Origin of the sequence: Natronomonas sp. (genome assembly GCF_028274965.1) — an archaeon.
Classification (GTDB): Archaea; Halobacteriota; Halobacteria; order Halobacteriales; family Haloarculaceae; genus Natronomonas.
This window is the reverse complement of sequence record NZ_JAQCNO010000040.1, coordinates 1-25,369: the sequence shown is the minus strand read 5'-3', so window position 1 is coordinate 25,369 and position 25,369 is coordinate 1. Positions and strand designations below refer to the sequence as shown.

Annotated in this window: 28 protein-coding genes; 16 read left to right on the top strand and 12 right to left on the bottom strand. The window is 68.7% G+C overall.

From position 1 onward, the window contains the following. Window positions 1-37: 37 nt before the first annotated feature. Window positions 38-763 (top strand): hypothetical protein, encoded by a 726-nt coding sequence (locus tag Q0916_RS05535; protein ID WP_299235495.1) that lies wholly within the window; start codon window positions 38-40, stop codon window positions 761-763. Window positions 764-841: 78 nt separating this feature from the next. Here Q0916_RS05535 and Q0916_RS05530 read toward each other — a convergent pair whose 3' ends face one another. Next, window positions 842-1,633 carry a methyltransferase domain-containing protein gene (locus tag Q0916_RS05530; protein WP_299235492.1) on the bottom strand — a complete coding sequence of 264 codons (792 nt, stop codon included), beginning with the start codon at window positions 1,631-1,633 and terminating at the stop codon, window positions 842-844. After that, window positions 1,630-2,034 (bottom strand): nascent polypeptide-associated complex protein, encoded by a 405-nt coding sequence (locus Q0916_RS05525; protein ID WP_299235490.1) that lies wholly within the window; start codon window positions 2,032-2,034, stop codon window positions 1,630-1,632. The genes Q0916_RS05530 and Q0916_RS05525 overlap by 4 nt, the downstream gene beginning before the upstream one ends. Window positions 2,035-2,236: 202 nt before the next feature. On the opposite strand from Q0916_RS05525, the gene Q0916_RS05520 reads away from it, so the two are divergent. After that, window positions 2,237-3,364: an ORC1-type DNA replication protein gene (locus tag Q0916_RS05520; protein WP_299235487.1), complete on the top strand. Its 1,128-nt coding sequence runs from the start codon at window positions 2,237-2,239 to the stop codon at window positions 3,362-3,364. A 244-nt stretch (window positions 3,365-3,608) separates the two neighbouring features. On the opposite strand, the gene Q0916_RS05515 is transcribed toward Q0916_RS05520, so the two are convergent. Genes Q0916_RS05515 through Q0916_RS05505 form a run of 3 tightly spaced genes read right to left on the bottom strand, consistent with a single transcriptional unit; the run spans window position 3,609 to window position 5,760 of the window. Then, window positions 3,609-4,607: an OapC/ArvC family zinc-ribbon domain-containing protein gene (locus Q0916_RS05515; protein WP_299235484.1), complete on the bottom strand. Its 999-nt coding sequence runs from the start codon at window positions 4,605-4,607 to the stop codon at window positions 3,609-3,611. 21 nt (window positions 4,608-4,628) lie between these two features. After that, complete coding sequence (locus Q0916_RS05510; protein WP_414689313.1) at window positions 4,629-5,114, bottom strand: DUF2073 domain-containing protein; 486 nt, start codon at window positions 5,112-5,114, stop codon at window positions 4,629-4,631. 4 nt (window positions 5,115-5,118) lie between these two features. Beyond that, on the bottom strand, window positions 5,119-5,760 hold the full coding sequence (locus Q0916_RS05505; protein ID WP_299235481.1) for an Era-like GTP-binding protein: 642 nt from the start codon (window positions 5,758-5,760) through the stop codon (window positions 5,119-5,121). 1,190 nt (window positions 5,761-6,950) lie between these two features. Here Q0916_RS05505 and Q0916_RS05500 point away from each other — a divergent pair. After that, window positions 6,951-8,705 carry a Cdc6/Cdc18 family protein gene (locus Q0916_RS05500; protein ID WP_299235478.1) on the top strand — a complete coding sequence of 585 codons (1,755 nt, stop codon included), beginning with the start codon at window positions 6,951-6,953 and terminating at the stop codon, window positions 8,703-8,705. A gap of 211 nt (window positions 8,706-8,916) precedes the next feature. Then, on the top strand, window positions 8,917-9,702 hold the full coding sequence (locus tag Q0916_RS05495) for a DUF7089 family protein (protein ID WP_299235475.1): 786 nt from the start codon (window positions 8,917-8,919) through the stop codon (window positions 9,700-9,702). Window positions 9,703-9,776: 74 nt separating this feature from the next. Here the strand turns inward: Q0916_RS05495 and Q0916_RS05490 are convergent, their stop codons facing one another. The 3 genes from Q0916_RS05490 to Q0916_RS05480 all read right to left on the bottom strand — a co-directional run bounded on the left by Q0916_RS05490 (window position 9,777) and on the right by Q0916_RS05480 (window position 12,360). Beyond that, on the bottom strand, window positions 9,777-10,937 hold the full coding sequence (locus Q0916_RS05490; RefSeq protein ID WP_299235472.1) for an acyl-CoA dehydrogenase family protein: 1,161 nt from the start codon (window positions 10,935-10,937) through the stop codon (window positions 9,777-9,779). Between the two features lie 105 nt (window positions 10,938-11,042). Beyond that, window positions 11,043-11,825 carry an alpha/beta fold hydrolase gene (locus Q0916_RS05485; protein WP_299235469.1) on the bottom strand — a complete coding sequence of 261 codons (783 nt, stop codon included), beginning with the start codon at window positions 11,823-11,825 and terminating at the stop codon, window positions 11,043-11,045. Between the two features lie 88 nt (window positions 11,826-11,913). Further along, complete coding sequence (locus Q0916_RS05480) at window positions 11,914-12,360, bottom strand: phosphate-starvation-inducible PsiE family protein (protein WP_299235466.1); 447 nt, start codon at window positions 12,358-12,360, stop codon at window positions 11,914-11,916. Window positions 12,361-12,509: 149 nt separating this feature from the next. Between Q0916_RS05480 and Q0916_RS05475 the strand changes: the two genes are divergently transcribed. Continuing rightward, window positions 12,510-13,628, top strand: a complete 1,119-nt coding sequence (locus Q0916_RS05475) for an aminotransferase class V-fold PLP-dependent enzyme (RefSeq protein WP_299235463.1) — start codon at window positions 12,510-12,512, stop codon at window positions 13,626-13,628. Between the two features lie 104 nt (window positions 13,629-13,732). Next, window positions 13,733-13,891 (top strand): DUF7563 family protein, encoded by a 159-nt coding sequence (locus tag Q0916_RS05470; protein ID WP_299235461.1) that lies wholly within the window; start codon window positions 13,733-13,735, stop codon window positions 13,889-13,891. Window positions 13,892-13,905: 14 nt separating this feature from the next. Here the strand turns inward: Q0916_RS05470 and glmM are convergent, their stop codons facing one another. Continuing rightward, window positions 13,906-15,237 carry a phosphoglucosamine mutase gene (glmM, locus tag Q0916_RS05465; RefSeq protein ID WP_299235458.1) on the bottom strand — a complete coding sequence of 444 codons (1,332 nt, stop codon included), beginning with the start codon at window positions 15,235-15,237 and terminating at the stop codon, window positions 13,906-13,908. A 94-nt stretch (window positions 15,238-15,331) separates the two neighbouring features. Here glmM and rpiA point away from each other — a divergent pair, with 94 nt between their 5' ends. Continuing rightward, window positions 15,332-16,021, top strand: coding sequence for a ribose-5-phosphate isomerase RpiA (rpiA, locus tag Q0916_RS05460; RefSeq protein ID WP_299235456.1), 690 nt, complete (start codon window positions 15,332-15,334; stop codon window positions 16,019-16,021). Window positions 16,022-16,083: 62 nt separating this feature from the next. On the opposite strand, the gene Q0916_RS05455 is transcribed toward rpiA, so the two are convergent. Continuing rightward, the gene (locus tag Q0916_RS05455) at window positions 16,084-16,251 is read right to left on the bottom strand and encodes a DUF1931 domain-containing protein (RefSeq protein WP_299235453.1); all 168 of its coding nucleotides are present in this window, start codon (window positions 16,249-16,251) and stop codon (window positions 16,084-16,086) included. A 160-nt stretch (window positions 16,252-16,411) separates the two neighbouring features. Here Q0916_RS05455 and larB point away from each other — a divergent pair, with 160 nt between their 5' ends. The 3 genes from larB (at window position 16,412) to Q0916_RS05445 (ending at window position 17,813) form a co-directional block, all read left to right on the top strand. Beyond that, window positions 16,412-17,179, top strand: coding sequence for a nickel pincer cofactor biosynthesis protein LarB (gene larB / locus Q0916_RS05450; RefSeq protein ID WP_299235450.1), 768 nt, complete (start codon window positions 16,412-16,414; stop codon window positions 17,177-17,179). A 109-nt stretch (window positions 17,180-17,288) separates the two neighbouring features. Next, a complete protein-coding gene (locus Q0916_RS12200; protein ID WP_422656519.1) occupies window positions 17,289-17,435 on the top strand; it encodes a DUF7563 family protein in 147 nt (48 codons plus the stop codon). A gap of 72 nt (window positions 17,436-17,507) precedes the next feature. After that, window positions 17,508-17,813 (top strand): GIY-YIG nuclease family protein, encoded by a 306-nt coding sequence (locus tag Q0916_RS05445; protein ID WP_299235447.1) that lies wholly within the window; start codon window positions 17,508-17,510, stop codon window positions 17,811-17,813. Here Q0916_RS05445 and Q0916_RS05440 read toward each other — a convergent pair. After that, entirely contained in the window at window positions 17,795-18,316 is a 522-nt protein-coding gene (locus Q0916_RS05440; protein WP_299235444.1) for an archaemetzincin family Zn-dependent metalloprotease, read from the bottom strand. The two genes, Q0916_RS05445 and Q0916_RS05440, sit on opposite strands and share 19 nt — an antisense overlap. A 39-nt stretch (window positions 18,317-18,355) precedes the next feature. Between Q0916_RS05440 and Q0916_RS05435 the strand changes: the two genes are divergently transcribed. The 3 genes from Q0916_RS05435 to npdG all read left to right on the top strand — a co-directional run bounded on the left by Q0916_RS05435 (window position 18,356) and on the right by npdG (window position 20,354). After that, complete coding sequence (locus Q0916_RS05435; RefSeq protein ID WP_299235441.1) at window positions 18,356-18,742, top strand: UPF0146 family protein; 387 nt, start codon at window positions 18,356-18,358, stop codon at window positions 18,740-18,742. Then, window positions 18,739-19,602 carry a TIGR01548 family HAD-type hydrolase gene (locus tag Q0916_RS05430; protein WP_299235438.1) on the top strand — a complete coding sequence of 288 codons (864 nt, stop codon included), beginning with the start codon at window positions 18,739-18,741 and terminating at the stop codon, window positions 19,600-19,602. The genes Q0916_RS05435 and Q0916_RS05430 overlap by 4 nt, the downstream gene beginning before the upstream one ends. Window positions 19,603-19,685: 83 nt before the next feature. Next, entirely contained in the window at window positions 19,686-20,354 is a 669-nt protein-coding gene (gene npdG, locus Q0916_RS05425; RefSeq protein ID WP_299235435.1) for an NADPH-dependent F420 reductase, read from the top strand. Between the two features lie 18 nt (window positions 20,355-20,372). Here the strand turns inward: npdG and Q0916_RS05420 are convergent, their stop codons facing one another. Continuing rightward, complete coding sequence (locus tag Q0916_RS05420) at window positions 20,373-21,425, bottom strand: PrsW family intramembrane metalloprotease (RefSeq protein ID WP_299235432.1); 1,053 nt, start codon at window positions 21,423-21,425, stop codon at window positions 20,373-20,375. A gap of 246 nt (window positions 21,426-21,671) precedes the next feature. Between Q0916_RS05420 and Q0916_RS05415 the strand changes: the two genes are divergently transcribed. From Q0916_RS05415 to Q0916_RS05405, 3 genes are all read left to right on the top strand, one after another. After that, a complete protein-coding gene (locus tag Q0916_RS05415; RefSeq protein ID WP_299235429.1) occupies window positions 21,672-23,063 on the top strand; it encodes a DUF402 domain-containing protein in 1,392 nt (463 codons plus the stop codon). 141 nt (window positions 23,064-23,204) lie between these two features. Further along, window positions 23,205-24,152 (top strand): ABC transporter ATP-binding protein, encoded by a 948-nt coding sequence (locus tag Q0916_RS05410; protein ID WP_299235426.1) that lies wholly within the window; start codon window positions 23,205-23,207, stop codon window positions 24,150-24,152. A gap of 22 nt (window positions 24,153-24,174) precedes the next feature. Continuing rightward, the gene (locus Q0916_RS05405) at window positions 24,175-24,942 is read left to right on the top strand and encodes an ABC transporter permease (protein ID WP_299235424.1); all 768 of its coding nucleotides are present in this window, start codon (window positions 24,175-24,177) and stop codon (window positions 24,940-24,942) included. Window positions 24,943-25,369 lie beyond the last annotated feature (427 nt).

Here is a 25,369-nt window from a genome sequence, read left to right as displayed (position 1 = left end):
CCCCGTCGGTTAAGTGGGTCTCGTCCGGAGACACCGTATGGCCCCGCCAGCACCCCCGGAGGTCCCCGAGGCGGAACTCGAAGCGCAGGGTTGGACCCGCTCGGCGGACCGCTCGGAGACCGTCTTCGAGGGTCTCGGCGTCACCGTCGAGAGCCGAACGCTCGTCTACGAGGACGCCGAGCTCCGGCGGGCGGTCGTCGAGGCCGGCGGACCGGACCGGATCTGGCGGTTTCTGTTCGTGTCGCGGCTCGGTATAACCCCGTCGCTCGCGTTCGGAGCGAAAGCGGCCGTCCGCCCGCAGGTTCTCAGAGAGGCCAAGCAGTCCTTCGCGGAGGAGCTCCACGACCGGGGGATCGAGCGGATCGGGACGGGCGAGACCGAACGGGTGGAGTTAGCCGGGGACCGCCACGCGCGGCTGACGCCGTACAGAGGAACGATCACCGCGGAGACGAACGGAAGCGGGAATGGAGACGAGGGCGGAAACGGAAGCAGGGACGGCGAAGGGGACGGAAACGGGAACGGGAACGGAAGCAGGGATGGGACTCGGAACGGGAACGGAAGCGGGGACGAGGATCAGGGCGGAAGCAAAAATTCGGGAGCCGGCGCCGAAACCGAGGTCGGCATCGTCGGGCGGTTGGCGCTTTGGTACGACGACGGGTTCTTCGTCGCCGGCTGCGCCGGACCGTCGGGGGCGATCGACGGGTGGGCCGACCCGGAGGGCGGCGGCGAGGAGCTCTCGGCTCTCATCCGGACGGTCACGTAGCGGTTCGGCGACAGAGGCGGTAGACGGCTGTTCGCGGCCCGAACGGGGCGCGTCTCATAGCGGAACCGGATGAGGCGGCTACCCGAGACGGGGGCGGAACCGCGCGAAAACGAGGTAGCCGGTGTGGCCGACGCCGGCGGTCGAGGGCCTGGAGCCGCGCTCGTCGAAGTCCATCTCGCGTTGGATCGTCTCGAGGGTCTCGACGTCCGAGAGCCCCGCCTCGCGGGCGGCCTCAACGGCCTCGCGGGCGGCCTCGACGAACGGCGAGTAGACGGCGACGAAGCCGCCGGGTGCCAGCAGCTCCGTCGCGCGAGAGACGATCGTCGGCGCATCGGCCGTATCGAGCGTGAGGAGATCGAAGCCCGCCCCGAGACCGTCGATTCCGTCGATTCCGTCGATCCCGTCGGAGAGGTCGTCGATCGATTCGGTCAGATCGCCGGTCCGAACCTCGACGGCCTCGGCCACGCCGGCGGTCGACATGTTCTCGCGGGCGACCGCGGCGAACTCGGCGTCGATCTCGTAGGTCACCACGTCGACGCCGAGGCGGCCGAGATAGGCCGCGAGCACGCCGGTCCCCGTTCCGGCGTCAAGGACCCGATCGCCCGCGGCGACGCCGGTGTGGCCGACGACGAGGCCGATGTCGCGCGGCATCATCGGCGTACCGGTGCGTTCGAGGTGATCGAAGAGGTCGGGCCCGCGGAGCCGTCTGACCTCGAACGGCTCGCCGAGGTGGGTCTCGACGACCGTTCCCGGTCGGACGTCTGCGGGGAGTTCGAGGACGCCGAGATCGGTTTCCTGGGTGTCGCCCGGGGCGAGCAGGAACTCGCGGGTCCCGCGGACGACGAGCAGACGGCGATCCGTCCGCGTCACTCGAGTTTCTGGACGGCGGCCGCGAGGTCGCCGGTCTCCTCTAAGGCCTCGCGGGCCGTCTCCTCGGGGACGCCGGTCCGCTGTGCGACGATCGCAACGTCGTCCTCGGAGAACGCCGTGTCGCCGGCGACGGCGCTCGCATCGGCGGAGTCGGAGTCGGAGCCGGAGTCGGTCACGGCGTCGTCCGATCCGCGGGGGCGGCTGTCGGGGTCGCCGACGACCTGATACGTCTGTTGACCCTGGGCGTCCATCCGCTGGACGTCGGCGTCGTGGAACACGAGTTCCTCCTCGGGGGTCCGAATGATGACCTCCTCGGCGTCGATCTCCTCGAGGTCGATCCCCATCTGGTTCATCATCTGCTTCATTTTGCGCGGGTTCAGTCCGCCGCCTCCTCCGAACATACCCTACAGAGGGTTCGACGGGGCAAAAAGACTGCTGGTCCGTCCTCTCTGGGCCGTTCCGTTCCGTCCTGTTCTGTCCTGTTTGGGTTTGTTTTATTTCGTTCTGTCGTGTTCCGTTCTGTCGTGTTCCGTTCTGTCGCGTCCGGTTTTGCTCCGGGGTCGCCCGAAGGCTTAACACCCGCGGCAGCGTGGTGAAAGTGAAATGGCCGACGACGACATGCTCTCGTGGGACGAGTCGGTGTTTCGCGACGAGCACGTCCTCGAACTCGATTATCTCCCCGAGGCGTTTCTCCACCGGGACGAGCAAATGGAGACGCTGAAGTACGCGTTCCGGCCGGCCGTTCGCGGTTCGCGACCGCTGAACGTGATGGCGAGGGGGCCGCCCGGAACCGGGAAGACGACGGCCGTACAGAAGCTGTTCGACGAACTCGCCGGGGTCAACGACGTCGAGGCGATCCGGGTGAACTGTCAGGTCGACTCGACGCGGTACGCCGTGTTCTCGCGTCTCTTCGAGGGGCTCTTCGAGTACGAACCGCCGACGTCGGGGATCTCCTTCAAGAAGCTGTTCGGGCAGATCACCGACCGGTTGGTGGAGGAAGACGAGGTCCTCACAGTCGCGCTCGACGACGTCAACTACCTCTTTTACGAGGGGGAGGCGTCGGAGACGCTGTACTCGCTGTTGCGCGCCCACGAGGCCCACTCGGGGGCGAAGATCGGCGTCATCATCGTCTCGTCGGACCTCGAGTTGGACGTCATCGAGGCGCTGGACGGCCGGGTTCAGTCGGTCTTTCGCCCGGAGGAGGTGTACTTCGGGGCGTACGGCGAGGGGGAGATCGCAGACATCCTCACAGAGCGCGTCGAACGCGGCTTCCGGGAGGGCGCCGTGGGGCCGCGCGTGCTGGATCGGATCGCGGAGCACACGGCCGACAGCGGGGGCGACCTCCGGGTCGGGATCGATCTCCTCCGGCGGGCCGGGCTGAACGCGGAGATGCGCGGCTCGGCGGACGTCGCCATCGAAGACGTCGATACGGCCTACCAGAAGGCGAAGTACGTCCACCTATCGCGGCATCTGCGCGGGCTGTCGGACTCGGAGGCAGCGCTGATTCGCGTGCTCGCGGACCACGACGGCGAACAGGCCGGCGACGTCTACGACGCGTTCAGCGACCGGACGGACCTCGGGTACACGCGGTACTCCGAGATAATCAACAAACTCGAAAAGCTCGGGCTGATCGAGGCCGAGTACACCGACGTCGACGGACGGGGTCGGTCGCGCGCGCTGTCTCTGTCCTACGACGCCGAGGCGGTCCTCGATCGCCTCGAAGACGAGTGACGCGGCCCGAAACGGGGTCCGGGAGGCGGGGACAGGGCTCGAAACGCGACAGGCCCGTCGGACGCTGAGACGGGTATCGAGGGCGCCTGGCGGGACTGGACGGGACGTGGCGACCGCGGAAGGTGCGACACGATGACCGCGGGAGGATACGACGCAGAACGAGGTGATGACCGCGGGAGGATGCGATGCAGGACGAGGTGATGACCGCGGGAGGATTCGACGACCGCGGATCGAACCGGCGGACTCAGCGGCCCTCGGGATCGTCGCCGATCCACTGCTCGGGGACCTGGATCACGTAACGGCCGTTCTCCTGTAGCGCGATGATGTACTCCTCGCGGTCGTACAGCTCCATCAGGTTGAGTTCGTATTGCCCCGGTTCGATGATCTTGATCGATTCGAACTGGTCGTTCAGCTGCTCTCGGAGCTCCGCCAGGTCGGGGTCCTCGTCGGTCGGTTCGCTGACGATCTCGCCGGAGGCGGGGGCCGGGGCGTCTCGGGCGTTCTGTGCCGACGTTTCGGGCCGTTCAGCCTCGGTCTCGGTCTCCGGCCGTTCGCCCTTGGTTTCAGTCTCCCCGTCGGGGCGTTCGGCTTCCTCGGGTACGGGATCAAGGCTATCGAACTCGGAGGTATCGGGAGTGGAGGTGTCGGGGGTGTCTGGGTCGGGGGTGTCGGGGGTGTCGGGGGTGTCTGGGTCGGGGGTGTCGGGGGTGTCTGGGTCGGAGCGGAGTTCGTCGGGCGAAACCACGTCCGTTCGGGCGCTCGCCTGGGCGGCGCTTTCCTTCGGTTCGGAGTCCTCGGGCGTCTCCCGACGGGCGTCGGCGTCGATTATGCCGTCCCGATCGGCGGCGTTCCGTTCGGCGTCGCGTTTTCCACTCGAAACCGAGGGGTTCGAGGACGTCGGTTGGCTCCCCCAGTCGTCGGGCCATTCGGTGTCCGCATCCGGTTCCGTCCCGGTCGGGTCCGACGAAACGAGATCGCGCACCTTCGTCGTCGCCCGCCCGACGGTCTCGGCGACCGAGGAGGTGTCCGTCTCCGGTCGGCTCGGGGAGCCGCCGGGAGGGTCACCCGTCTCGGTTTGGGTCGCGTCGGTTTGGGCCGCGCTCTCTGCGTCGCCGGGGCCGCCGGACGACGGATCGGCCGGCCGGAACTGGAACGTGTTGCCGCCGCAGTCCGGACACCCAGACAGCATCTCCTTCGATCCGTCCGAGAACGTCCGGCCGCAGCCGGTACACTGGTGTGGCATGGTGGAGCTATGTCGGTCGTCTCACGTGCGCGTCACGAGCGTACTGATCAGCGTCTCGTCTTTGTGCAGCGTTTCGATCCGGTTGGCCGGCCCGATCACCGTGAGTTTGTTCGCGTCGTTGCCGCCCATGAGGCGACCGAGGAGCCCGCCGCCGCCGCTCTGTTCGCCCGGGTACGTTTCGATCTCGATGCCGGTGAACCCGTCGGGGTTGATCTCCGACATCGTGACCTCGATGAGCTTCGACTCCTCGTCGGGTTCGAGACCCTCCTCGAGTATGACGATGTTGCCGTCGTGGACGCCGTCGAGGATGAGCCGGATCTTCTCCATCGTCCGCATGCCCTCCATCCGTTCGGCGCTTATCATGTCGAGTTGGATCCCGCCGTCGTCGGTGCCGTCGGATCCGTCTTCGGGGGGATCGTCGGGAGCGGGGTCGCGGTCCTCGCGGCCCGGGTCGGCGTCGTCGAGAGCGCGGTCGTCGGGGTCGTCGTTGGCGGTTATTTCAGGCATCGTGTCACCCGAAGTACTCCGCTATCTTGTCGTACACTTCGTCCATGTTTTCGCCTTCGAGCGCCGAAAGCGGTACCGTCTCGTGTTGCGGGAACGCGTTCGCAACGCGCTGGACGTTCGCCTCCTCGAGATCGATCTTGTTGGCGAAGATGAGCACCGGGAGGTCCTGGCTCTCGACGATGCCGACGAGCATCGTGTTGACCTGCGTGAACGGGTCCTCGGCGGCGTCAAGGACGTAGATCACCCCGTCGACGTCCTCCCGGAGCCAGTGCATCGCCTCGGCGACGCCTTCGGTCGCCTCGCGGGATCGGCGGACGGCGTCCTCCTTCTCGATGTCGTGTTCGAGGAACTCGGTGTAGTCGACCTTCGTTGTGACACCCGGCGTGTCGACGACGTCGATGGTGACCGACTTGCCGTTGCGCTTGATCTCGACGTTTTCCTTTCTGCGAGCGCGGCGCGTCTCGTGTGGCACGTGGCTCTCGGGTCCGACCGCGTCGCCGGTCCAATCGCGGGCGATACGGTTCGCCAGCGTGGTCTTGCCGGCGTTGGGCGGGCCGTAGATCCCGATCCGTTTCGTCTCTTCGCCCGCGAACAGACTCGACGTCGCCCGGGAAACGCTCGATTTGAGGGTTGTTAACAGTCCCATATCATCCTCCGACGCCCCCGATTTCGGGTCGAAATCGGAGTCGCTCTTGCTTCAGGTCCACGCCGGATTTACTTAAGCGTACGTCAGACGGACGGCATACGTCGAGCCGCCGTCGCGGACGCGGACCGCCGTCGGAGTCGGAGGGCGATCGACGGACGAGTGCGGTGTTGTTGGCCCGGTGTCCGGTTTCGGGCTCGTTGGCGGGTGCCGGGCGACGCGTTGGTACGAGAAGCACCGGTCGGATCGGTACCGGTCGGGTCGGTATCAGTGTCTGCATCGGGGGCGGAGGCAGCGTCGGTGCTGACGGCGGTGGGACGTGCGGTGGTGAAACGGTACTGCCGATCCGCCTCATGCCCCCCACCCCTTCGTTTCGAGTGGAACAGTCGAACGGCGTGTGGGCGGGGAAGGGATGTGGCGGGTTTGAGCCGCTGCGAACAGGAGACGGGAGGAGAGTCGAAGGAGGGCACGGGTTTGGCTGTCGGAGTCCTTCCGACATTATTACATCCAGACTGTATTTTAGTACCTTTGAACAATGTACGGACAGCATAAATTAAATTACACTAGAACATACCGTACAGTAACTAGAAGCGTAACCTATTCAGCTGTTCTTGTCATACGGATATATTTTCTCATACACTATATTAAAACTTTCCCTATAAGTAACGAAATAATACTCCCCGACCCCTCCCCCACCCACCCGTTCTCTGTTCCACTCGAAACGAAGGGGTGGGGGGGTACCCGCCATTCAGCCCGCCATCCGACAACTGCCCGGTGTCCACAGTCCGACCCCGGACTCGGCACAGTCTCGGCTGGTGCCCCAATGAGAGCTATCACGCCGCGACATCCGGGTGGCTTCTCGGTGAACGTCCCGCGGTGTCGCTGGCGATCCGAGTGATCTGGTCCTCGGGACGCGTTCCCGGTTCGCCCGGACAGTCCGCCTTTCGAGACCACTTAGACGTATTTACCTTATCGGCGAACGTTGAGCCCCGCAACGGCGGTGGTACGCCCGGGGCAGCAGGACGCTCACCCGATGACAAGGTTTATTATACCGTTCGACCATCGTTTCGACTGCATCAATCAGAGGGCGGTGAAACGCCGACGCGCGCCGAACCGGGTGTCACGGGCCATCGGGGGTATTCCGGGCGTCGGACGGCGCGACTCCATCCGAAACGAAGGGGGTTCTCACGAGCATGACAGACGAAAACACCGGAGAACGACGGTCGGAACGGGACGCCTCGTCCGGCGATTCGGGGGAAGACGGTTCCGCCGACTCGCCGTCGAACGGAGCGACGGGTTCCGACGAGCAGACGGGCGTACCCGACGGTGAAACCCCGAGCCCAGGGACGCTGTCCGACGACACGAACGTTCCAGACCCGAACGCTCCAGACGAAACGAAGGGGTATCAGTCCGGGTTGGGCCCTGAAGCGGACGCGCCGGACGCGGACCCCGACGCCGCGGCCGACGGACCGACCGGATCCACCGAGATAAACAGGTTCGCCGACGACATCACGCTCGACGACCTCGATCTCGAGGACGACCCCGGCGACGAACCCGACGAGGCCTCCCGCGGGCTCTTCGACGACCTCCTCGAGGGCGAGCCGATCTTCGAGAACAAGGAGGTCCTCCGGCCCTCGTACACCCCACACGAGCTCCCCCACCGCGAGGAGCAGATCAACAACATGGCGACGATCCTGGTGACGGCGCTCCGGGGCGACACGCCGTCGAACATCCTCATCTACGGGAAGACCGGGACCGGAAAGACCGCGAGCGCGAAGTTCGTCAGCGAGGAACTCGAAACGACCTCGAAAAAGTACGAGGTCCCGTGTGAGGTCCAGTACATCAACTGCGAGGTGACCGACACCCAGTACCGCGTGCTCGCACAGCTCGCGAACAAGTTCATCGAGAACAACGAGACCCACATCGAAGAGCGCCTCGAAACGCTCACCGAACTCCGAGAGCGGGCGGCCGACGCCGAGGCCGCCCTCGAGGACACCGGCTTCGACAGCGTCCCCGCCGTCGACGGCCGGATCGAGGAACTCGAGGCCGACCTCGCGGAGTTCGACCCGGTCCCGATGACCGGGTGGCCCACCGACCGGGTGTACTCGACGTTTTTTGAGGCCGTCGACTACCACGAACGGGTGGTCGTCATCATGCTCGACGAGATCGACAAACTCGTCGAGAAAAGCGGGGACGACACGCTGTATAATCTCTCGCGGATGAACTCGGAACTCGAGAACTCCAGGGTGTCGATCATGGGCATCTCCAACGATCTCAAGTTCACCGACTTCCTCGATCCCCGGGTCAAATCCAGCCTCGGCGAGGAGGAGATCGTCTTCCCGCCGTACGACGCCACCCAACTCCGCGACATCCTCCAGCACCGCGCGGAGACTGCGTTCAAACCCGACATCCTCTCGGAGGACGTCATCCCGCTCTGTGCCGCCTTCGCCGCACAGGAGCACGGCGACGCCCGCCGCGCGCTCGATCTGCTCCGGACGGCCGGCGAGCTCGCCGAGCGGGACCGAACCGAAACGGTCGAGGAACGCCACGTCCGGAAGGCCCAACAGAAGATCGAACTCGACCGCGTCGTCGAGGTCGTCCGGACGCTGCCGACCCAATCGAAACTCGTCCTCTACGCCACCATCCTCCTCGAGAAGAACGGCGTCCACAACATCAACACCGGCGAGGTGTTCAACATCTACAAGCGGCTCTGTCAGGAGATCGACGCCGACGTCCTCACACAGCGGCGCGTCACAGACCTGATAAGCGAACTCGACATGCTCGGCATCGTCAACGCCGTCGTCGTCTCGAAGGGCCGCTACGGCCGGACGAAGGAGATCAACCTCTCGGTGCCGCTCGAGGAGACCGAAGCCGTCCTCCTCTCGGACTCCCGGGTCGGCGAGGTCGAGGACACCCAGCCGTTCGTCCAGTCCCGGTTCGACAACTGACCCCTCCGTTTCCGATGGAGAACGCGCCGCCCGATCCGCCTGACCCTCCGCCCCGAACCCCCCGACCGACCGGAGGAGACGAACTGAAGCGTTTAAAAACATCCCGGGAGAACCCGTGCCACATGAGCCAGGCCACCCGGATCGTACTCGGCGTCATCGGCGTTTCGGTCGTCATCGGACTACTGTTGATCGTCGCCGTCGTCCTGTTGTGATGTTCGAGCGGCGCGATCTCTCCGAGGAACTGCTCGGCGTTCGCGAGGAGCACGCCCCGGGTGCGCTCGTCTTCGACGTCCGGACGGACTTCGAGACGCTCCCGCCGGATGTCGCCGAGAACCTCCTCGCCGTCGTCGACGGGATCGACCCCCTCTCGTACGACGACGCGTGGCTCCCCGAGGACGCACCCGGGGCCCTGTCCGGACTCGCGAGCGAGACGTTCACCGTCGGTGCCCCCGGCGACGGCGGCGTGGCCTGGACCCGCCAGACGACCCCGCCGTCGGTGTTCGTCAAACCGAGACTCGAGGGCTCCCCCGAGGGGTTCGTCGATTTTCTCGTCAGCGAGGCGCTCGTCGAGGTCGGCCTCGAGGTCCCGGAGCACTTTCTCGGCTTTTTCGGTGCACGGTACCGCGAGTTCGCCGAGGCGGCCGCACTCTCGCCGGCCGACACCTACCAACTCGCCGCCGCGCTGTTCGACGCCTTCGTCGGCCGACAAACCCGCGAGGTCTTCTCGGCGTGGGAGCCGACCCACGCGGAACTGCACGCCCAGTGGGTCGACGCCGGCGAACGGCTCGAACCGCGGCTCGCGGACCTCTCGAAGGACGTCGCCATCGGTCGGACCGACTTCGCGGACGCCGCCGAGTTGGCCTGCAGCGCGATCAAACACGGCGTCGAGATCCCGACCCCCTTCGACGCGCTCGACACGGCCGCCTACGCCCAACACGGGGCCGACTTCGCGGTCCAGTGGGCCGAGGCGACGTTCGACGCGCTCGAGGACGTCTGAACACGCTCGAACGGCCGCTCCGCCATTATCGCGTCGTCCCCGCTACGTTCCGACTTTCGCCACGGTTTTTCCGCTCACTGGTACGCCTGTATCCCGGTGAGGTCCTCGCCGAGGACGAGGGTGTGGATGTCGTGGGTCCCCTCGTAGGTGTAGACGGTCTCGAAGTTCGCCATGTGCCGCATCGGCGAGTAGTCGGCGGTGATCCCGTTTCCGCCGAGGATCTCCCGGGCGATCCGCGATTGGTCCCGGGCCGTCCGGACGTTGTTGCGCTTTGCCATCGAGACGTGCTGGGGCCGCATCTCCCCGCGCTCTTTCAGCGTCGTCAGCCGGTCGGCGAGCAGCTGCGCCAGCGTGATCTGCGTCGCCATCTCCGCGAGCTTCTCCTGTTGGAGCTGGAACCGACCGATGGGACCGCCGAACTGCTCGCGGTCGGTCGCGTACTGCCGGGCGGTCTCGAAGCAGTCCCTCGCCGCGCCGACCGCGCCCCACGCGATCCCGTACCGGGCCTGCGTGAGACACGACAGCGGCCCTTTCATCCCCTCGACCCCGGGCAGGACGTCGGCCTCGTTCACCCGCACGTCGTCGAGGTGGATCTCGCCGGTGATCGAGGCGCGCAACGAGAGCTTCTCGTCGATCTCGTTCGTCGTCACCCCCGGGTCGTCGGTGTCGACGAGAAAGCCCCGGACGGTGTCGCCCTCGGAGCGGTCCTTCGCCCAGACGACGGCGACGTCCGCGATCGGCGAGTTCGTGATCCAGGTCTTCGCCCCGTTGAGGACGTACTCGTCGCCGTCCCGTTCGGCGTGCGTCTCCATCGCCGAGGGGTTCGAGCCGTGTTCGGGCTCCGTGAGCCCGAAACAGCCGACCGTCTCGCCGGTCCCGAGGCCCCAGAGGTACTCCTCTTTCTGTTCCTCGCTGCCGTAGGTGTGGATCGGATACATCACGAGCGACCCCTGCACCGACGCCATCGATCGCAGCCCGGAGTCGCACGCCTCGAGTTCGCGCATGAGAACGCCGTAGGCGCGCTCCGAGAGCCCCGCGAGGCCGTACCCATCGAGGTTCGGCGCGTAGAACCCGAGTTCGCCCATCTCGGTGATGATCTCCGTCGGGAACGTCCCCTCGATCCAGTGCTGTCCGATGTCGTCTCTGACCCGGTCCTCGGCGAACTCCCGGGCCGTGTCCCGGACCATCCGCTCCTGTTCGCTCAGGTCCGATTCGAGGTCGAAGTAATCGAGCATACTCCTTCTTAGACGCGAGAATAAAAAACACTCGCATTAGACGGCCCGGCGACACCCGCCGAACCGGACCGGGTCAGACCGAACCGAACTGAGCCAGCCGATCGGTCAGCCCCCGTCGGAGCCGACGCCCTCGAGGAACCCCTCGATCGCGTCCGTTAGGGCCGCCGCGCGTTCGATGTAACAACAGCGCCTGCCCGCGACGGCCTCGAAACGCCCCCGCGGCAGTCCGTCCGCGAGGTCCCGCCCGGTCTCGATCGGAACGACCGGGTCGTCGGTCCCGTGACAGACGAACGCGGGGATCGGTATCTCGTACAACGGGCCCGCCTCGAACCCGAGCGCCGCCGCCCGGTGGCCGAGCAGGGCCTCGCCGGTCGCGTCCTCCTCGGTCCGCCACCCGACGATCCGGTCGACGACGCCGGACTCCGAGCGGAACCGCTCGCCGAACGCCGAGTCGAGGGACGACCGGAGACGGGAGGGGTCCGCGGGGTGGAGCGTCTTGAGCGCTTCGCCGTCGATCCGGTCGCCGCTCGGCGGCGTCCCGAAAAGCGTCAGCGAGCGGGCGCGACCGTACTCGCGCGCGTACCTGAGCGCGACGGCGCCGCCCAGCCCCGCGCCGACGAGGTGGACGCGACGGACCGCCGCCGCCGCGAGCACGGCCTCGAGGTCGGCGGCGAAGCGATCGACGGTGTAGGGTCCCTCCGACTCGGACCCGTCGGTGCCGCGGGCGGCGTAGACGAGCGTCCGGTAGGGCCCCGAGAGGGCCGGCGCCTGCCACCCCCACACCCACGGCCCGAACCCGACGTCGGGGACGAACGCGACGACGGGGCGATCCGTTTCGCCGGCGATTTCGTAGCGGAGCGTCGTCCCGTCGGCCGTCACCGTCGGCATACCGAACGGTTCCGCCCCCGACGGATAGCTTTGGCCCTCCGGGTCGACGCGCGATCGCTCCGGTGCTCCACCCCGACGCGTCCGGCTGTCACCCCGCCTCGACGGGCCGCGAACCGACCCGCGCCACCGTGTAGTAGAGCACCCCGAGCGCGACGAGCAACAGACCCACACCGAGTGCGCCCGTGACCGGGGCCCGGACCGAACCGAACGCCGCCGTCCGGAAGCTGAGCGTCTCCCGGGCGACGGCGATGAGCGCGACGCCGACGATCAGCCGCCTGACGGGGCCGTCCTTGAGGTACGCGACGAGCGCCCCGTGGACCTCGACGACGATCGCGAGCGAGAGGACGGTCCGTATCAGCCCCACCACCGCCCCGGGATCGCCGAACCGCCCCGTTGTGAGCAGCCGGTACAGCCCGAACAGCAGGTCGAACACGCCGATACAGAACGCCGCCACGAGCGCGTACAACGCCACGAGGATGAGCACCTGTATCGTGCGCTCGGACCGTTCGGCGAGTTCCGTTCGTCCGGTGGCCACGACCGTCGTACGTCCGGCGGGATAATAAACGCGTCCCGGCCGCCCCCGAGGACCCGACCTCCGGCCCGCTCGACGCCGTTGGGATCGCACCGTCTTGAGGACCTCTCGCGAGCGATAGCCCTTTTTTCGCTCCCGGCCGAACCGGGTGCATGGACGCGACCGACCCCGACCCGACGACCCCGGACGGGCTCCGGGCCGACATCCCGGCCTGCGAGTCGTGCGCGTACCTGAACACCGGCGCCAGCGGCCCCGCTCCGGCCTCGGTCGTCGAGGCGGTCAACGAGGCCCAGCGCCGCCACGAGTTCGACGCCTGCGGGACGGACCACTACACCGCGGCCGCCGGACTCGCCGACGCCGCGCGCGACGCGATCGCCGGCTACCTCGGCGCCCGCCCCGAGGACGTCGCGCTCGTCGAATCGACCGGCGACGGGATCAGCCGGGTCGCCAACGCGGTCGAGTTCGACCCCGGCGACCGCGTCGTCCGGACCGACTTCGAACACCCCTCGGGCGTGCTGCCGTGGCGGCGACTCGGGGAGTCCGGCGTCGAGGTGACGACGCTTTCGTGCCCCGACGGCCGGCTGCCGATGGACGCCTACCGGGAGGCCGTCGAGGGGGCCCGCCTCGTCTGTCTGAGCTCCGAGAGCTGGCTCCACGGGACGCGACTCCCCGTCCGGAAGGCCGTCGAGATCGCACACGACGCCGGGGCGCTCGTCGTCGTCGACGCCGTCCAGACCGTCGGGCAACACCCGATCGACGTCGAGGCGTGGGGCGCCGACGCCGTCTGCGCGTCGGGCCACAAGTGGCTCCTCGGACCGTGGGGGACGGGGTTTCTCTACGCCGCTCCCGACGCCGTCGACTCGTTCCGCCCCCGCCACATCGGGTACAACAGCGCGGTCGACCCGACCGGCGACGGCCTCGAGTACAAGCCGAACGCGACGCGCTTCGAGATCTCGACGCGCTCGCTCGCGCCCTACGCCGGTCTCGTCGAGGCGATCGACACGCTCGAAGCGATCGGCTTCGGAACGATCGAGTCCCGCGTCGAACGCCTCACCGACCGGCTCAAGGCGGGCCTCGGCGATCGGTGTCTCTCCCCAGGGGGCTACGAGTCGGGCCTCGTCGCGTTCGATGTCGAGGACACCGAGACGTTCCTTGCTCGCGCCGACAGCGAGGGGGTCGTCGTGCGCGAACTCCCCTCCGGCGCCGTCAGGGCCTCCGTCCACGCGTTCAACACGGCCGAGGAGATCGACGCGCTGCTCGCGCTCGAATGACCCGCGTCCTCGGCGCCGCAGCGACCGCCGCGCCGGCCCCCGATCCGGACCGCGTCACCGTCTCTCACGCTACCGTTATGTGCGTTTGGGCCGTGTGACGACCCATGCCGGAATGTCAGAACTGCGGCGCGTTCGTCACGGCAGCGTACGCGCGGGTCTTCACGCCCAACGGCGTCGAGAACCCCCGCGTCTGTCCACAGTGCGAAGACAAGATCCGGGACGGTTCGGACGTCCGCGAAGCGCGTTCGACCCGTCGCAGCTGACCGACGGCCCGCTTTTATTGCGCCGCCTCCTCGTCCCGTTCGGTCCCGTCCAACAGCGACCGAGCCGTCGAGAGCAGCGCCTCGGCCCGCTCCGGCGAGCGCGCCTCGGCGGTGAGCCTGACGAGCGGCTGGGTGCCGCTCGCCCGGATCAGAAACCACCCGTCGTCGAGTTCGACGCGGACCCCATCGAGCGTTTCCACCGACCCGTACTCGCTCCGGACGCGCGTTTCGACGGCCGCCATCGCCGCCCGCTTGTCGTCTCGCCCGACGCTGTCCCGCCGGATCGGGTACGACGGGATCTCGGCGAGTCGGTCGGCGAGCGGCACCGCCGCGGCCAGCGCGGCGATCCGGACCGCCGCCAGCGGACCGTCCGGACAGAGCGTCGCCCCGGGCCAGATCCACGCCCCCGAGGGCTCGCCCCCGAAGACGACCGCAGTCTCGGTGGCGGCCTCGGCGATGTGGACGTCGCCGACGGGCGTCCTGGTGACGCCGACGCCCCGCTCGGCCAGGACGTCCTCGACGGCGAGGCTCGTGTCGACGGGGACGGCGACCCGATCGCCCGACTCGGCGGCGTCGGCCGCAAAGAGCGCCAGCAGCGCGTCCCCCGAGAGAAACGTCCCGTCGCCCGCAACGGCCCGCATCCGATCGGCGTCGCCGTCGTGGGCGATCCCCAGATCGTACTCGCCGCCCCCGACGAGCGTTCCGAGCGCCCGACAGTTCGCCTCCGTCGGCTCCGAAGGCCGTCCCGGGAACCGGCCGTCCGGCTGTGCGTTGAGCGTTTCGACCCGACACCCGGCCTCTGTGAGCGCCTCGACGGTGACGCCGCCGGCCCCGTTGCCGAGATCCACCGCCACGTCGAGACCGATCGCTCCGCTCCCACCCGCGGCCTCTGTGAGCGCCTCAAGATGGCGCTCGTCGGCCGCCCCCGGCGTCCGGGCGCCGAGTTCGTCGGCCGGCCGCAGGTCGTACTCGCCGGCCTCGATGCGGGACTCGATCCGCGCTTGGTCCGCGGTGTCGTAGGCCTGCCCCGAGGGCTGCCACAGCTTGAGGCCGTTGTCCGACGGCGGGTTATGACTCGCCGTCACGACGACGCCGGCGTCGGCCCCCTCCCACCCGACCGCCCTGGCGACGGTCGGCGTGGCGGCAACCCCGAGATCGACGACGTCCGTGCCGAGCTCCCTGATCCCGGCGGTCAGCGCGTCCGAAAGCGCCTCGCCGCTCGATCGGGGATCGCGCCCCACGACGACGCGGTCGGTCTCGACCCCGAGGGCCCGCCCGACCCGGAGGGCTACCTCGGCGGTCACGTCTTCGCCGACCGGCCCGCGGATCCCGCTCGTCCCGAACATACCCACCTCTCCGCTGCCAGGGCAAAAACTCTACCCGTCGCGCCGGGCCGACGGCACCGCAAGCGCTTTTTCGATCTCGCCCCCACAGAGGGGTATGAAACAGCCCGGCGGGACGGACGGACAGAAACGCCGCGCTGGCGAGCGCGCGGCCGCGGCCGTGCCGGACGGCGCCGTCGTCGGGCTCGGAACGGGGTCGACGGCCGCGGCGGCGATCCGGGCTCTTGGCGACCGGGTGGCCTCGGGGCTCGCCGTCCGCGCCGTTCCGACGTCGTACCAGTCGAGACGGCTCGCCCGCGAGGCGTCGATACCGCTCGTGACGCTCGAGGACGCGACCCCCGACCTCGCGATCGATGGGGCCGACCAGGTCGCCGGGTTCGACCTCGTCAAGGGCGGCGGCGCGGCGCACGCCCGCGAGAAGCTCGTCGCCACCGCGGCCGACCGCTATCTCGTCGTCATCGACGAGACGAAACTCGCCGGGGTGCTCTCGATCGCGGTCCCCATCGAGGTGCTGCCGGACGCCGTACCGGTCGTTCGCTCGCGTCTCGGCGCGCTCGGCGGCGAGCCGACGCTCCGGGCCGCGGAGCGAAAGGACGGCCCCGTCGTCACCGACAACGGGAACCTCGTTCTCGACTGTGCGTTCGGCGAGATCCCCGATCCGGAGGCCCTCGCAGACGGGATCGCGGCGATCCCGGGCGTCGTCGAGCACGGCCTGTTCGTCTCGATGACGGACGCGCTTTACGTCGGGACGGACTCGGGGGTCGACGTCAGGGACGCCCCCAAGTGAGGCTCCGAGCTGGGCGCTGCGGCTCGTGGCTCAAAAAACGAAAACGGAGGATGTGACCCGCTCTACAGGTCGCGAGGCTGGACCGTCTTCCGGTCGTTCTCCTCGGCGCGGCGTGCGGCGTCCTCGAGCAGCTCCTCGACCTCGTCGTCGAGGGCGGTATAAAAGTCCGAGGCGACGTTCATGTCGTCGAGCGCTTCTTTCACAGCGGCTTTGACTATAAGGTCTGCCATACACGCGATGGTTTCGTCGGGGTCCTTATATACTTTCCCAAAAGAACGCGGCGTAGCCGCTTCTATTGCCGGTTTAGCGAGATGCCTCGGCACCCCCGCCCCGCCGGGGGACGCCGCCCCCGAGCGACAGGTTCCTGTCCCTCCGGACGAACGTCGGGGCATGCGAGAGATACTCGAAGCCGTCGCCGCCGGCACCCTCTCGCCCGAGGCGGCGGCGGCGGAGCTCCGGGGGTACACCCGGACCGACGCGGGGCGGTTCGACGCGGCGCGGCGCCGGCGAACCGGGATCCCCGAGGGCATCATCGCGGCCGGTAAGACCCCCGAGGAGACGGCGACGATGGCCGAGGCGGCGCTCGAAACGACCGGCCGCGCCCTCGTGACCCGGATCGACGACGACGCGCTCGAGGCCTGCCGTCGGCGTCTCGAGGAGCGGTTTCCCGACGCCGACGTCACCCACGACGACCGCGCCAGAACGCTCGTCGCCCACGGTCCGGAGTACGAACCGCCGGCCCTCGAGGCGACCGTCGCCGTCGTCACCGCCGGAACCTCCGACGCGTTCCCGGCCGGCGAGGCCGCCGTCGTCGCCCGCGAAATCGGGGCGACCGTCGAGGAGATCGACGACGTCGGCGTCGCGGGCATCGCCCGCCTGCTCGACAGCCTCGACCCGATCCGGGCCGCCGACGCCCTCGTCGTCGCCGCCGGCCGCGAGGGAGCGCTCCCGACGGTCCTCGCCGGCCTCGTCGACGTCCCGCTCATCGGCCTTCCTGTCTCGACCGGGTACGGCCACGGCGGCGCCGGCGAGGCGGCGCTCTCCGGGATGCTTCAGTCGTGTGCGCCGATCGCCGTCGTCAACATCGACGCCGGGTTCACCGCGGGCGCACAGGCCGGTCTCATCGCCCGCTCGATCGCCGACGCCCGCGGTGAATAGAGACACTTAACGGCCGCGGATCCGGTCGTTTGGTACTCTATAACGAGGGTATTAGTGCCCCGGCGTTCTGGGTACGGTATCGGCAGGGCGACCCCTCGTCGACAACAGAATGCCCACATGCGACCACTGTGATGCGCACGTCTCGGACCGGTTCGCCCGGGTGTTCGCGGACGAGAGCGGACACGTCCGCGCGTGTCCGAACTGCTCCGCGAACGCGGGCATCGCCGAGGTCTCCCGGGACCGCTCACGCGAGTGACGACGGCCGAACCGCCAGCGAAACGCGACCCGAACCGACCGGCTTTTTTCTCCCGCCACGAACCTAGCCGCGATGTCGGACGGTTCCGCACACTTCGTGTACGTACTCGAGTGCGCCGACGGCTCGTACTACACCGGCTACACGACCGACGTCGAGCGGCGGGTCGCCGAACACGACGCCGGCGAGGGCGCGAAGTACACCCGCGGGCGGACGCCGGTCGAACTCCGCCGCGTGGAGCCGTTCGACTCCCGGCCGGCGGCGATGTCCCGCGAACACGAGATCAAATCGCTCTCGCGGTCACGAAAGGAGGCTCTCGTCGCCGAAGGCGATCCGGACTCCGATCCGGACCCCGACCCCGGTCAGAGCACCAGCCGCTGACAGCTCCCACAGAGGTTCTCCTCTTTGACGTCAACCTCCCGGACCGTCGGCGAGAAGTTCATCACACAGCGGTTGTTGTCGCAGTGTTCGAGCCCGAGCGTGTGGCCGATCTCGTGGACGACCTCCTTTCGGACCCGGTCGGCGAAGATGTCGCCCGCCGGCCGCTCCGAGAAGCCGCCGTCCGAGGAGGTCTGCAGCCGGTACGTCGAGATGACCGACCCGTTGCCAGAGAGGTACGCGAGCCCGAAGACGTAGTTCCGACGCCGGTAGTAGAGGTCGTGAGCGGTGATCGCGATGTTCTTTTCGCCGCTGCCCGTCCGGCCGGCGAGTTCGATGAACTCCTCGGCGCGGTACTGCTCGCGGTCCGCGTCGTACGCGCCGTCGGGGATCGGCTGGCCGTCGTGGATCGTCACCTCGCAGTCGTAGACCGACCGAAGCCCGCTCGAGGCTTCCCGCTTTACGACCGCCGGGAGGTCGCCGACCGGCACGATGTCGACGTGCATGCGAAATGGTTAGATACCGTTGTTCATAAACATCCCGACGTGCATACAGATCGGAACGCGGCGCTCGTCGGTCGCCTGGCCCGGTACGACGAACTGGTCGAAGTCGGCGTCGGAGCGCGCCCGGGGGTCGCGGCCGCCCTCGCCGACCGCGGGTGTCGGGTCACGGCGACGGACGTCCGACCGCGCCCGGTGCCGGAGCCGGTCCGGTTCGTCCGCGACGACGTGACCGATCCCGAACCGGCGGTCTACGGCGGCGCGGACGCGGTCTACGCGCTGAACTGCCCGCCGGAGCTTCAAGCGCCCCTCGCCGCCGCCGCCCCGGACTCGGCCGACTGTCTGTTCAGCACGCTCGGCGGCGATCCGGCCGTCGTCGACGCCGCCCCGGAGACGCTCGCCGACGGCACGCTGTTCGAGGTGAACCCATGAACGCGGACGCGGTTGTCCTCGACATCGACGGCGTGTTGATCGACGTCGCGGACTCCTACCGGCGCGCGATCGTCGAGTCGATCGAACACGTCCACGGCGACACCATCGAGTACGACGACATCCAGCTGTTCAAGAACGCCGGCGGGTTCAACAACGACTGGGAACTGACCCACGCGGCGGCGCTGTACGTGTTGGCGCGCCGCGAGAAGCCGCGGCTCAGCATCGAGACCTACACCGGTCTGATCGCCGCCTCGGGCGGCGGCCCGGCGGCGGCGGAAACGGCCATCGCCGACGAGCTCGATCCGGCCTCCCGCGAGCAGGTCCTCGCCGAGTGGGACAGAGACCGCCTCCGGGACGTCTTCCAGCAGCTGTATCTCGGCACCGACCTCTACCGGGAACTCGAGGGCGGCGACCCCGACCTCGACACGGAGGGGTTCATCCACGACGAGCCGGTGTTGCTCGCAGAGGACACCCGCCGCGCGCTCGAAGCGTGGCCCCTCGGTATCATCACCGGCCGTCCGGCCGCCGAGGCCGAGATCGCCCTCGAACGAACGGGGCTCTCGATCCCCGACGAACACCGCTTTACGATGGATGACTGGGAGGCGGGCAAGCCCGACCCCGGCGCGCTTGTTGCGCTGGCGGACCGACTCGACGCCGACCGCGTCGTCTACGTCGGTGACACGCTCGACGACATCCGCACGGTCACCAACGCGAGCGAGACCGACCCCGAACGGACGTTCCGCAGCGTCGGCGTCCTCAGCGGCGGGCTCTCCGGCGACGGCGGCCGCCGGACGTACCGCAACGCCGGCGCGGACGTCATCATCGAGACGATAAACGAACTGCCGGATCTCGTCGAGTGAGGCCCCAGAAGCCGCCCGCCGCCCCCGGCGGCATCCGGCTCCGATCACACAACGGTTAATGCGCCGTCGCCCGACGTGCCCGTATGCGAATCGCACTACTCGGCGGAACCGGCGACATCGGACGCGGCCTCGCGCTCCGGTGGGGACGCGACGCGAACCACGACCTCCTCGTCGGCTCCCGGGACCCCGAAAAGGCCCGCGAACAGGCGGAATCGTACGAGGCGACGCTCGAGGACCGCGGCGCGTCGGCGGACATCGACGGCTTCGAGAACGCGATGGCGGCCGACCGCGCCGACGTCGTCGTCCTCGCCGTCCCGGCGTATCACCTCGTCGACACGGTCGAGGCCGTCGCCGACCGGCTCGACTCCGAGACGGTGCTCGTCACGCCGGCGGTCGGGATGAAACGCGACGAGGACGGCTTTCACTACAACCGCCCGGGCGCGGGCAGCGTCGCCGCCCTCGCCGCCGAGGCCAAGCCCGACGACGTCCCCCTCGTCGGCGCGTTCCACAACCTCCCCGCCGGAGGGCTGGCGGATCTCGACGAGGAGTTCGACTGGGACACGCTTGTCTTCGGCGACGACCCCGACGCCAAGGCGACGGTCTCGGATCTCGCCGCGGAGATCGAGGGGCTCCGCCCGCTCGACGCCGGCGGGCTCGGCAACGCCGCCGAAATCGAGTCGGTCACGCCGCTTCTGATAAACGTCGCCTCGGAGAACAAGGGGCTTCACGATCTCGGCGTGAAGTTCTGGTAGCTCCGGTGGCCGGCCGCCCTACCGGCTGTCGGGGTCGAACTCGGCCAGATCGGACTCGAACCCGCGGGCCGTCTCCGGTCCGCTGTGGGTCCGCCTGTAGGCCGCCGCATACCGCTCGAGCTTCCGGTAGAGGATGTAGAAGAAGACGCCCTGAAACACGACGACGAACCCGAAAAACAACACGAGCACCGGCACGCCGGGGACGAGAAGCGAAACGAGCCCCGGCACCAGCCCGACGAGGGTGTTGTACGTGGCGTGGATGAACGCGGCGATGAGAAGCCCCTTCGCGACGATCGGTCCCGCGTTCTCGGGGTTGAACTTCGCCAACCCGAGGTAGTAGCCGGCGAACGCCGAGTACACGACGTGGCCCGGTCCCGCCAGCCCCCGGATCGCGGCGATCTGCCCGCCCGCCTCGATCGTCTCGGCGATCCCGCCGACGACGCCGGCGCTCGCCAGTATCACCGCCGACGAGGGCGTCTGGAGGTTCTGCGTGATGTAGAGGACGTTCTCGATCGCGGCGAACCCGAGGCCTGCGACGGCCCCGTAGACCGCGCCGTCGACGACGGAGTCGAACCGGCTGTCCCGGAAGGGGTACAGCCACACCGCGAGCAGTTTGACGGACTCCTCGACGGGGCCGACGACGAGATAGAAAAACAGCACGATCCCGACGAGGGGAAACAGCTGCAGAAAGCCGAGCGCGCTGTTGATGATCGCCGCGAAGCCCGCGAACAGCACGCTGAGCACGAACGTCGCGACGAGCAGCGTCGCCGGCTCCTTCGTCGTGATGTCGGCCCGGTAGATGTACAGCGCCAGCCCTCCGGCCGGAACGACCGACATGAGGGCCAACCCGAGGATGAACGGGTCGTCGATGATGAGCCCGCCCGCCCCGCTCAGCGTGAGGATGGCGAGTAGTATGAGCACGCCGAGCGCCACGACGAAGCGCCGCCCGGCTCTGACGACGCCGCGGTGCGTTCTGATCGCCAGTCGGTCGAGCGCGGTGCGCGGCTCCCAGGCGGTGACGTCGTAGAGGTCCTCCGAGCCGTCTGCTCGGGACTCGACCGGATCCTTCATACGTCGGTCTCTCGGGGCAGACCCCTAACCTTTCCGCCGGCGGGACGCGCCGCCGCCGCCCGCCCCGGGACGTTTTTACCGGTCCCCCCGAACGACGGGTATGCACGCCGACCGACGGGTGCGGACGGCGCGTTCGGCGTCCGCGCTCCGGACGACGAGGACAGCCGCCGTCGAGCCGCCCCGCGATCCGACGCCGAGACCGCCGACCAGCGATCGGGCCCGCCTCCGGGTCGATCGCCCCGGGCGATGAGCGTTCGGATCCGCGGCGTGTACGCGACCGCGCTCACCGAGTTGCTCCGCTCGGAGCACGACGTCGTCGCCGCGTCCCCGCCGATCCGCAAGCGCTTCGAGGAGGCCTTTCCCGTCGAACCCGAGACCGTCGCCGTCGACACCACCGACGACCGACTCGGCGTCGGCCTGCGCGGCGACCCCGCCGGTGTCGACTCGGTCCGAAGCCGCCTCGAATCGGTCGGCAGAGACGCCCTCGCGTGGCGCGACCCCGCGCCGAGCGGGGCGGTCTTCGTCGGCGACGTCGTCGAGACGCTCGGCTCCGGCGCGATCGTCGATCTCGGCGCCGTCGACGGGACCGACGTCTCGGGGTTTCTCCCGTACGACCGCGCCGAGGACTACGTCGGGGAGAGCGATCGCCTTCGCGTCCAGGTCGCCGCGTCGGCCCCGCCGTGGACCGACGAGCGCCCGACCCTCGGGACCGACCTCCGGGTCCCGGGCGGCCTCGTCGAGCTCCGCCGCGGCGGGCGGGGGCGCGCTCGGGGCGGCGAAACGGCGCGGATGGCGGATCTCCTCGAGGTCGATCCGGCCGAGGGGTGGTCCCCCCGGTGGTCGCGGGCGGCCGACGACGCCTCTCTCGAGGCGATGGCCGACGCGCTCCGGCTCGCCAACGACCGCGCCGAGGCCGTCGCGGCGGCGGTGGCCGACGGATCTTCCGGGGGCCCGCCGGGGCGACTCGTCGCGCCGCTTGCGGGGGCGTGGCTGTGGTTCGGCCGCGAGAGCCGCTTCGAGTTGGACGCGATCCGTCGGTCCGTCCTGACGACGATGGCCGGCCACCACCGCATCAAGGCCGCCGCCGAACCCGCGGGCGCCGCCGTCGATTTCGTCGAGGCGCTCTGTGAGCCCGGCGACGAGTTCCCCTTCGGCGTCGTCGCCCGACAGTTCGGACCGCGGGCCGGCGACCGGATCGCGATCGAGCACGGCAAACCCGACGGGCGGACGATCACGCTCGGCCGCGGCGAGGTGACCGCGGTCGACGACGACGGGTCGGTGACCGTCGAGCGGGAGATCTCCGGTGGGGGAACGTACGACGCCCTCGGCGTCGATCGGGTCGACGGCGACGTCGCAACGACCACGTTCGTCGAGGGGCGGTGGTGGTACGCCACCGTCTACGAGGGCGCCGACGGCGAGCGCCGGGGTACCTACGTCAACGTCTGTACCCCCGTCGAGCTGTTCCCGGAGGCCGCCCGATACGTCGACCTCCACGTCGACGTCGTCAAGGGGCCCGACGGGGCCGTCCGCCGCGTCGACGACGACGAACTCGACGCCGCCGTCTCGGACGGCGACGTCTCCGAGCCCCTCGCCGCCCGCGCCCGCGAGGTCGCCGCCTCCATCGAGCGGGCCTTGTGAGCGCCGCCTCCATCGAGCGGGCCTTGTGAGCGCCGCCTCCATCGAGCGGGCCTTGTGAGCGCTCGGTGCGGTCCCGACCGTACGCCCCGCCGCTCCGAGCGTTTCAGCACCCTTAACCGCGTTCCGGCCCCGCTGTTTCGTATGGAGACGGCGATACGCGCCGACGGCTTACGGAAGAGCTACGGCGACGTCCGGGCGCTCGACGGGCTGAGTTTCACGGTCGATCGCGGGGAGTTCTTCGGCCTTCTCGGCCCCAACGGAGCCGGGAAGACGACGTTCATAAACGTCCTCGTCGGCCTCGTCCGGAAGACGGGCGGGACCGCCGAGGTGTTCGGGTTCGATGTCGAGACGGAGTACAAGCGGGCCCGCGACCGGATCGGCCTCGCCCCACAGGAGTTCAACGTCGATCGGTTCTTCCCGATCCATGAGGTCTTAGAGCACAAGGCCGGCTACCACGGCGTGCCGAAGGCCGAGGCGGCCGAACGGGCCGAGGACGCCCTGAAGACCGTCGGCATCTGGGACAAACGCGACACCCGCTTCGACTGGCTCTCCGGGGGCATGAAGCGCCGCTTTCTCCTGGCGCGGGCGCTCGTCACCGACCCCGAGCTGTTGATCCTCGACGAGCCGACCGCCGGCGTCGACGTCCAACTGCGCCGGGACCTGTGGCGCGTCATCGAGCGGCTCAACGCCGACGGGACGACGATCCTGCTCACCACGCACTACATCGAGGAGGCCGAGCGGCTCTGCGATCGGGTCGCGATCGTCGACTCCGGCCGGATCGTCGAGGTGGCGACGCCGGACGACCTGCGGGCCCGCGGCACCGACGAGGTGTTCGTGACGCTTTCGACCCGGCCGTCGTCGGTCCCGGACCTCGGCATCGACGGCATCGTCGACGCGCGACTCGACGGCGACGCCCTCGTCGTCACCGCACAGGGCGGCGGCCGCGTCGTCCCCGAACTGCTCCGAACGCTCGAGTACGAGGGCTACGAGGCCCTCGACGTCGAGATCCGACGGGCCTCCTTAGAGGAGGTGTTCGTCGACATGACGCGCCCGGACGAGCCGGCGGAGAAACTGGGGGCGATCCAGTGATGCCCCCTAAGGAGGGTCCGGCGTGACGCGGAACGCGACGCAGTTTCGCACGCTCGTCCGGCGGGAGGTGCTCCGGTTCGTCCGCCGGCCGTACAACACGTTCCTGCCCCCGATCATCACCAACACGCTGTACTTCGCCGTCTTCGGCGTGATACTCGGCAGCCGGATCGGGGAGATCGCGGGCGTGAGCTACCTCCAGTTCGTCCTGCCGGGGCTGGTCGTCCTCGGGGCGATATCGGACAGCTTCGAGAACGCCTCGTTTTCGATCTTCCACGGCCGGTGGAACGACTACATTCAGGCGGTGTTGATCTCCCCGATGTCGGACCGCGGCATGGTGGCGGCGTACGTCTCCGCGAGCGCGCTCCGGGGGGTCGTCACCTCCGTGTTGATCATCGCCGTTGGGCTGGTGTTTACCCCCGTTCCCGTCGCCAACCCGCTGTATCTGCTCGCGTTCGTTCTCGTCATCACCACCCTGTTTGCGGGCTTCGGCGTGATCGGCGGGCTGTGGGCGAGCGACTTCGATTACCTCACGGTCATGACCCAGTTCATCCTCCGGCCGCTGGTGTTTTTCGGGGCCGTGTTCTACTCGCTGGAACTCCTCCCGCCGCTGTGGCGCACCCTCTCGTTTTTCAATCCGATGGTCTACATGGTCAACGGCGTCCGGTACGGGATGATCGGCGTCACCGAGATCGACCCGAACGTCTCCTTGGCCGTGTTGACCGCCGCGACGGTGGCGGTTCTGGCCGTCGATCTGCTGTTGTTCGAGCGCGGGTACGGCTTGACTGAGTGACCGGCTCCGGTCGGGCGCTCGGCCGTCCGATCGCCGAACGCTCCCCGCCGCCCGTTTCGAGCGGTGATCCGGCCGGCCCCCTTATACCGCCGCCGTCCGTCGGGTCTTGACAGAGGGACAGGTGACTTCGCTTCGGACCGAAACGGCGCGGTAGCCCGCGAGGGCCTCGTCGGGCCGTCCCTCCCCGACGCCGTTTCGCCCGACTCATTCATGCCGCCGAGTCAAACAGTGATCGCTCCCGCCGGTCCTCGCGGCGGAACGCCGCCCGGGAGTCGATCGCAGTACATAAAATTATCGGTCGATATTCGGATTTTGAAAGCGCTGTGGGCGGGTTAATATCCCTGCAACCGTTGTGAGAGTATGAAACAGACGAAGTCACCAACGCAGATCGGCACCGAAGAAAGCGACCAGTCCGTGACGGTTGCCC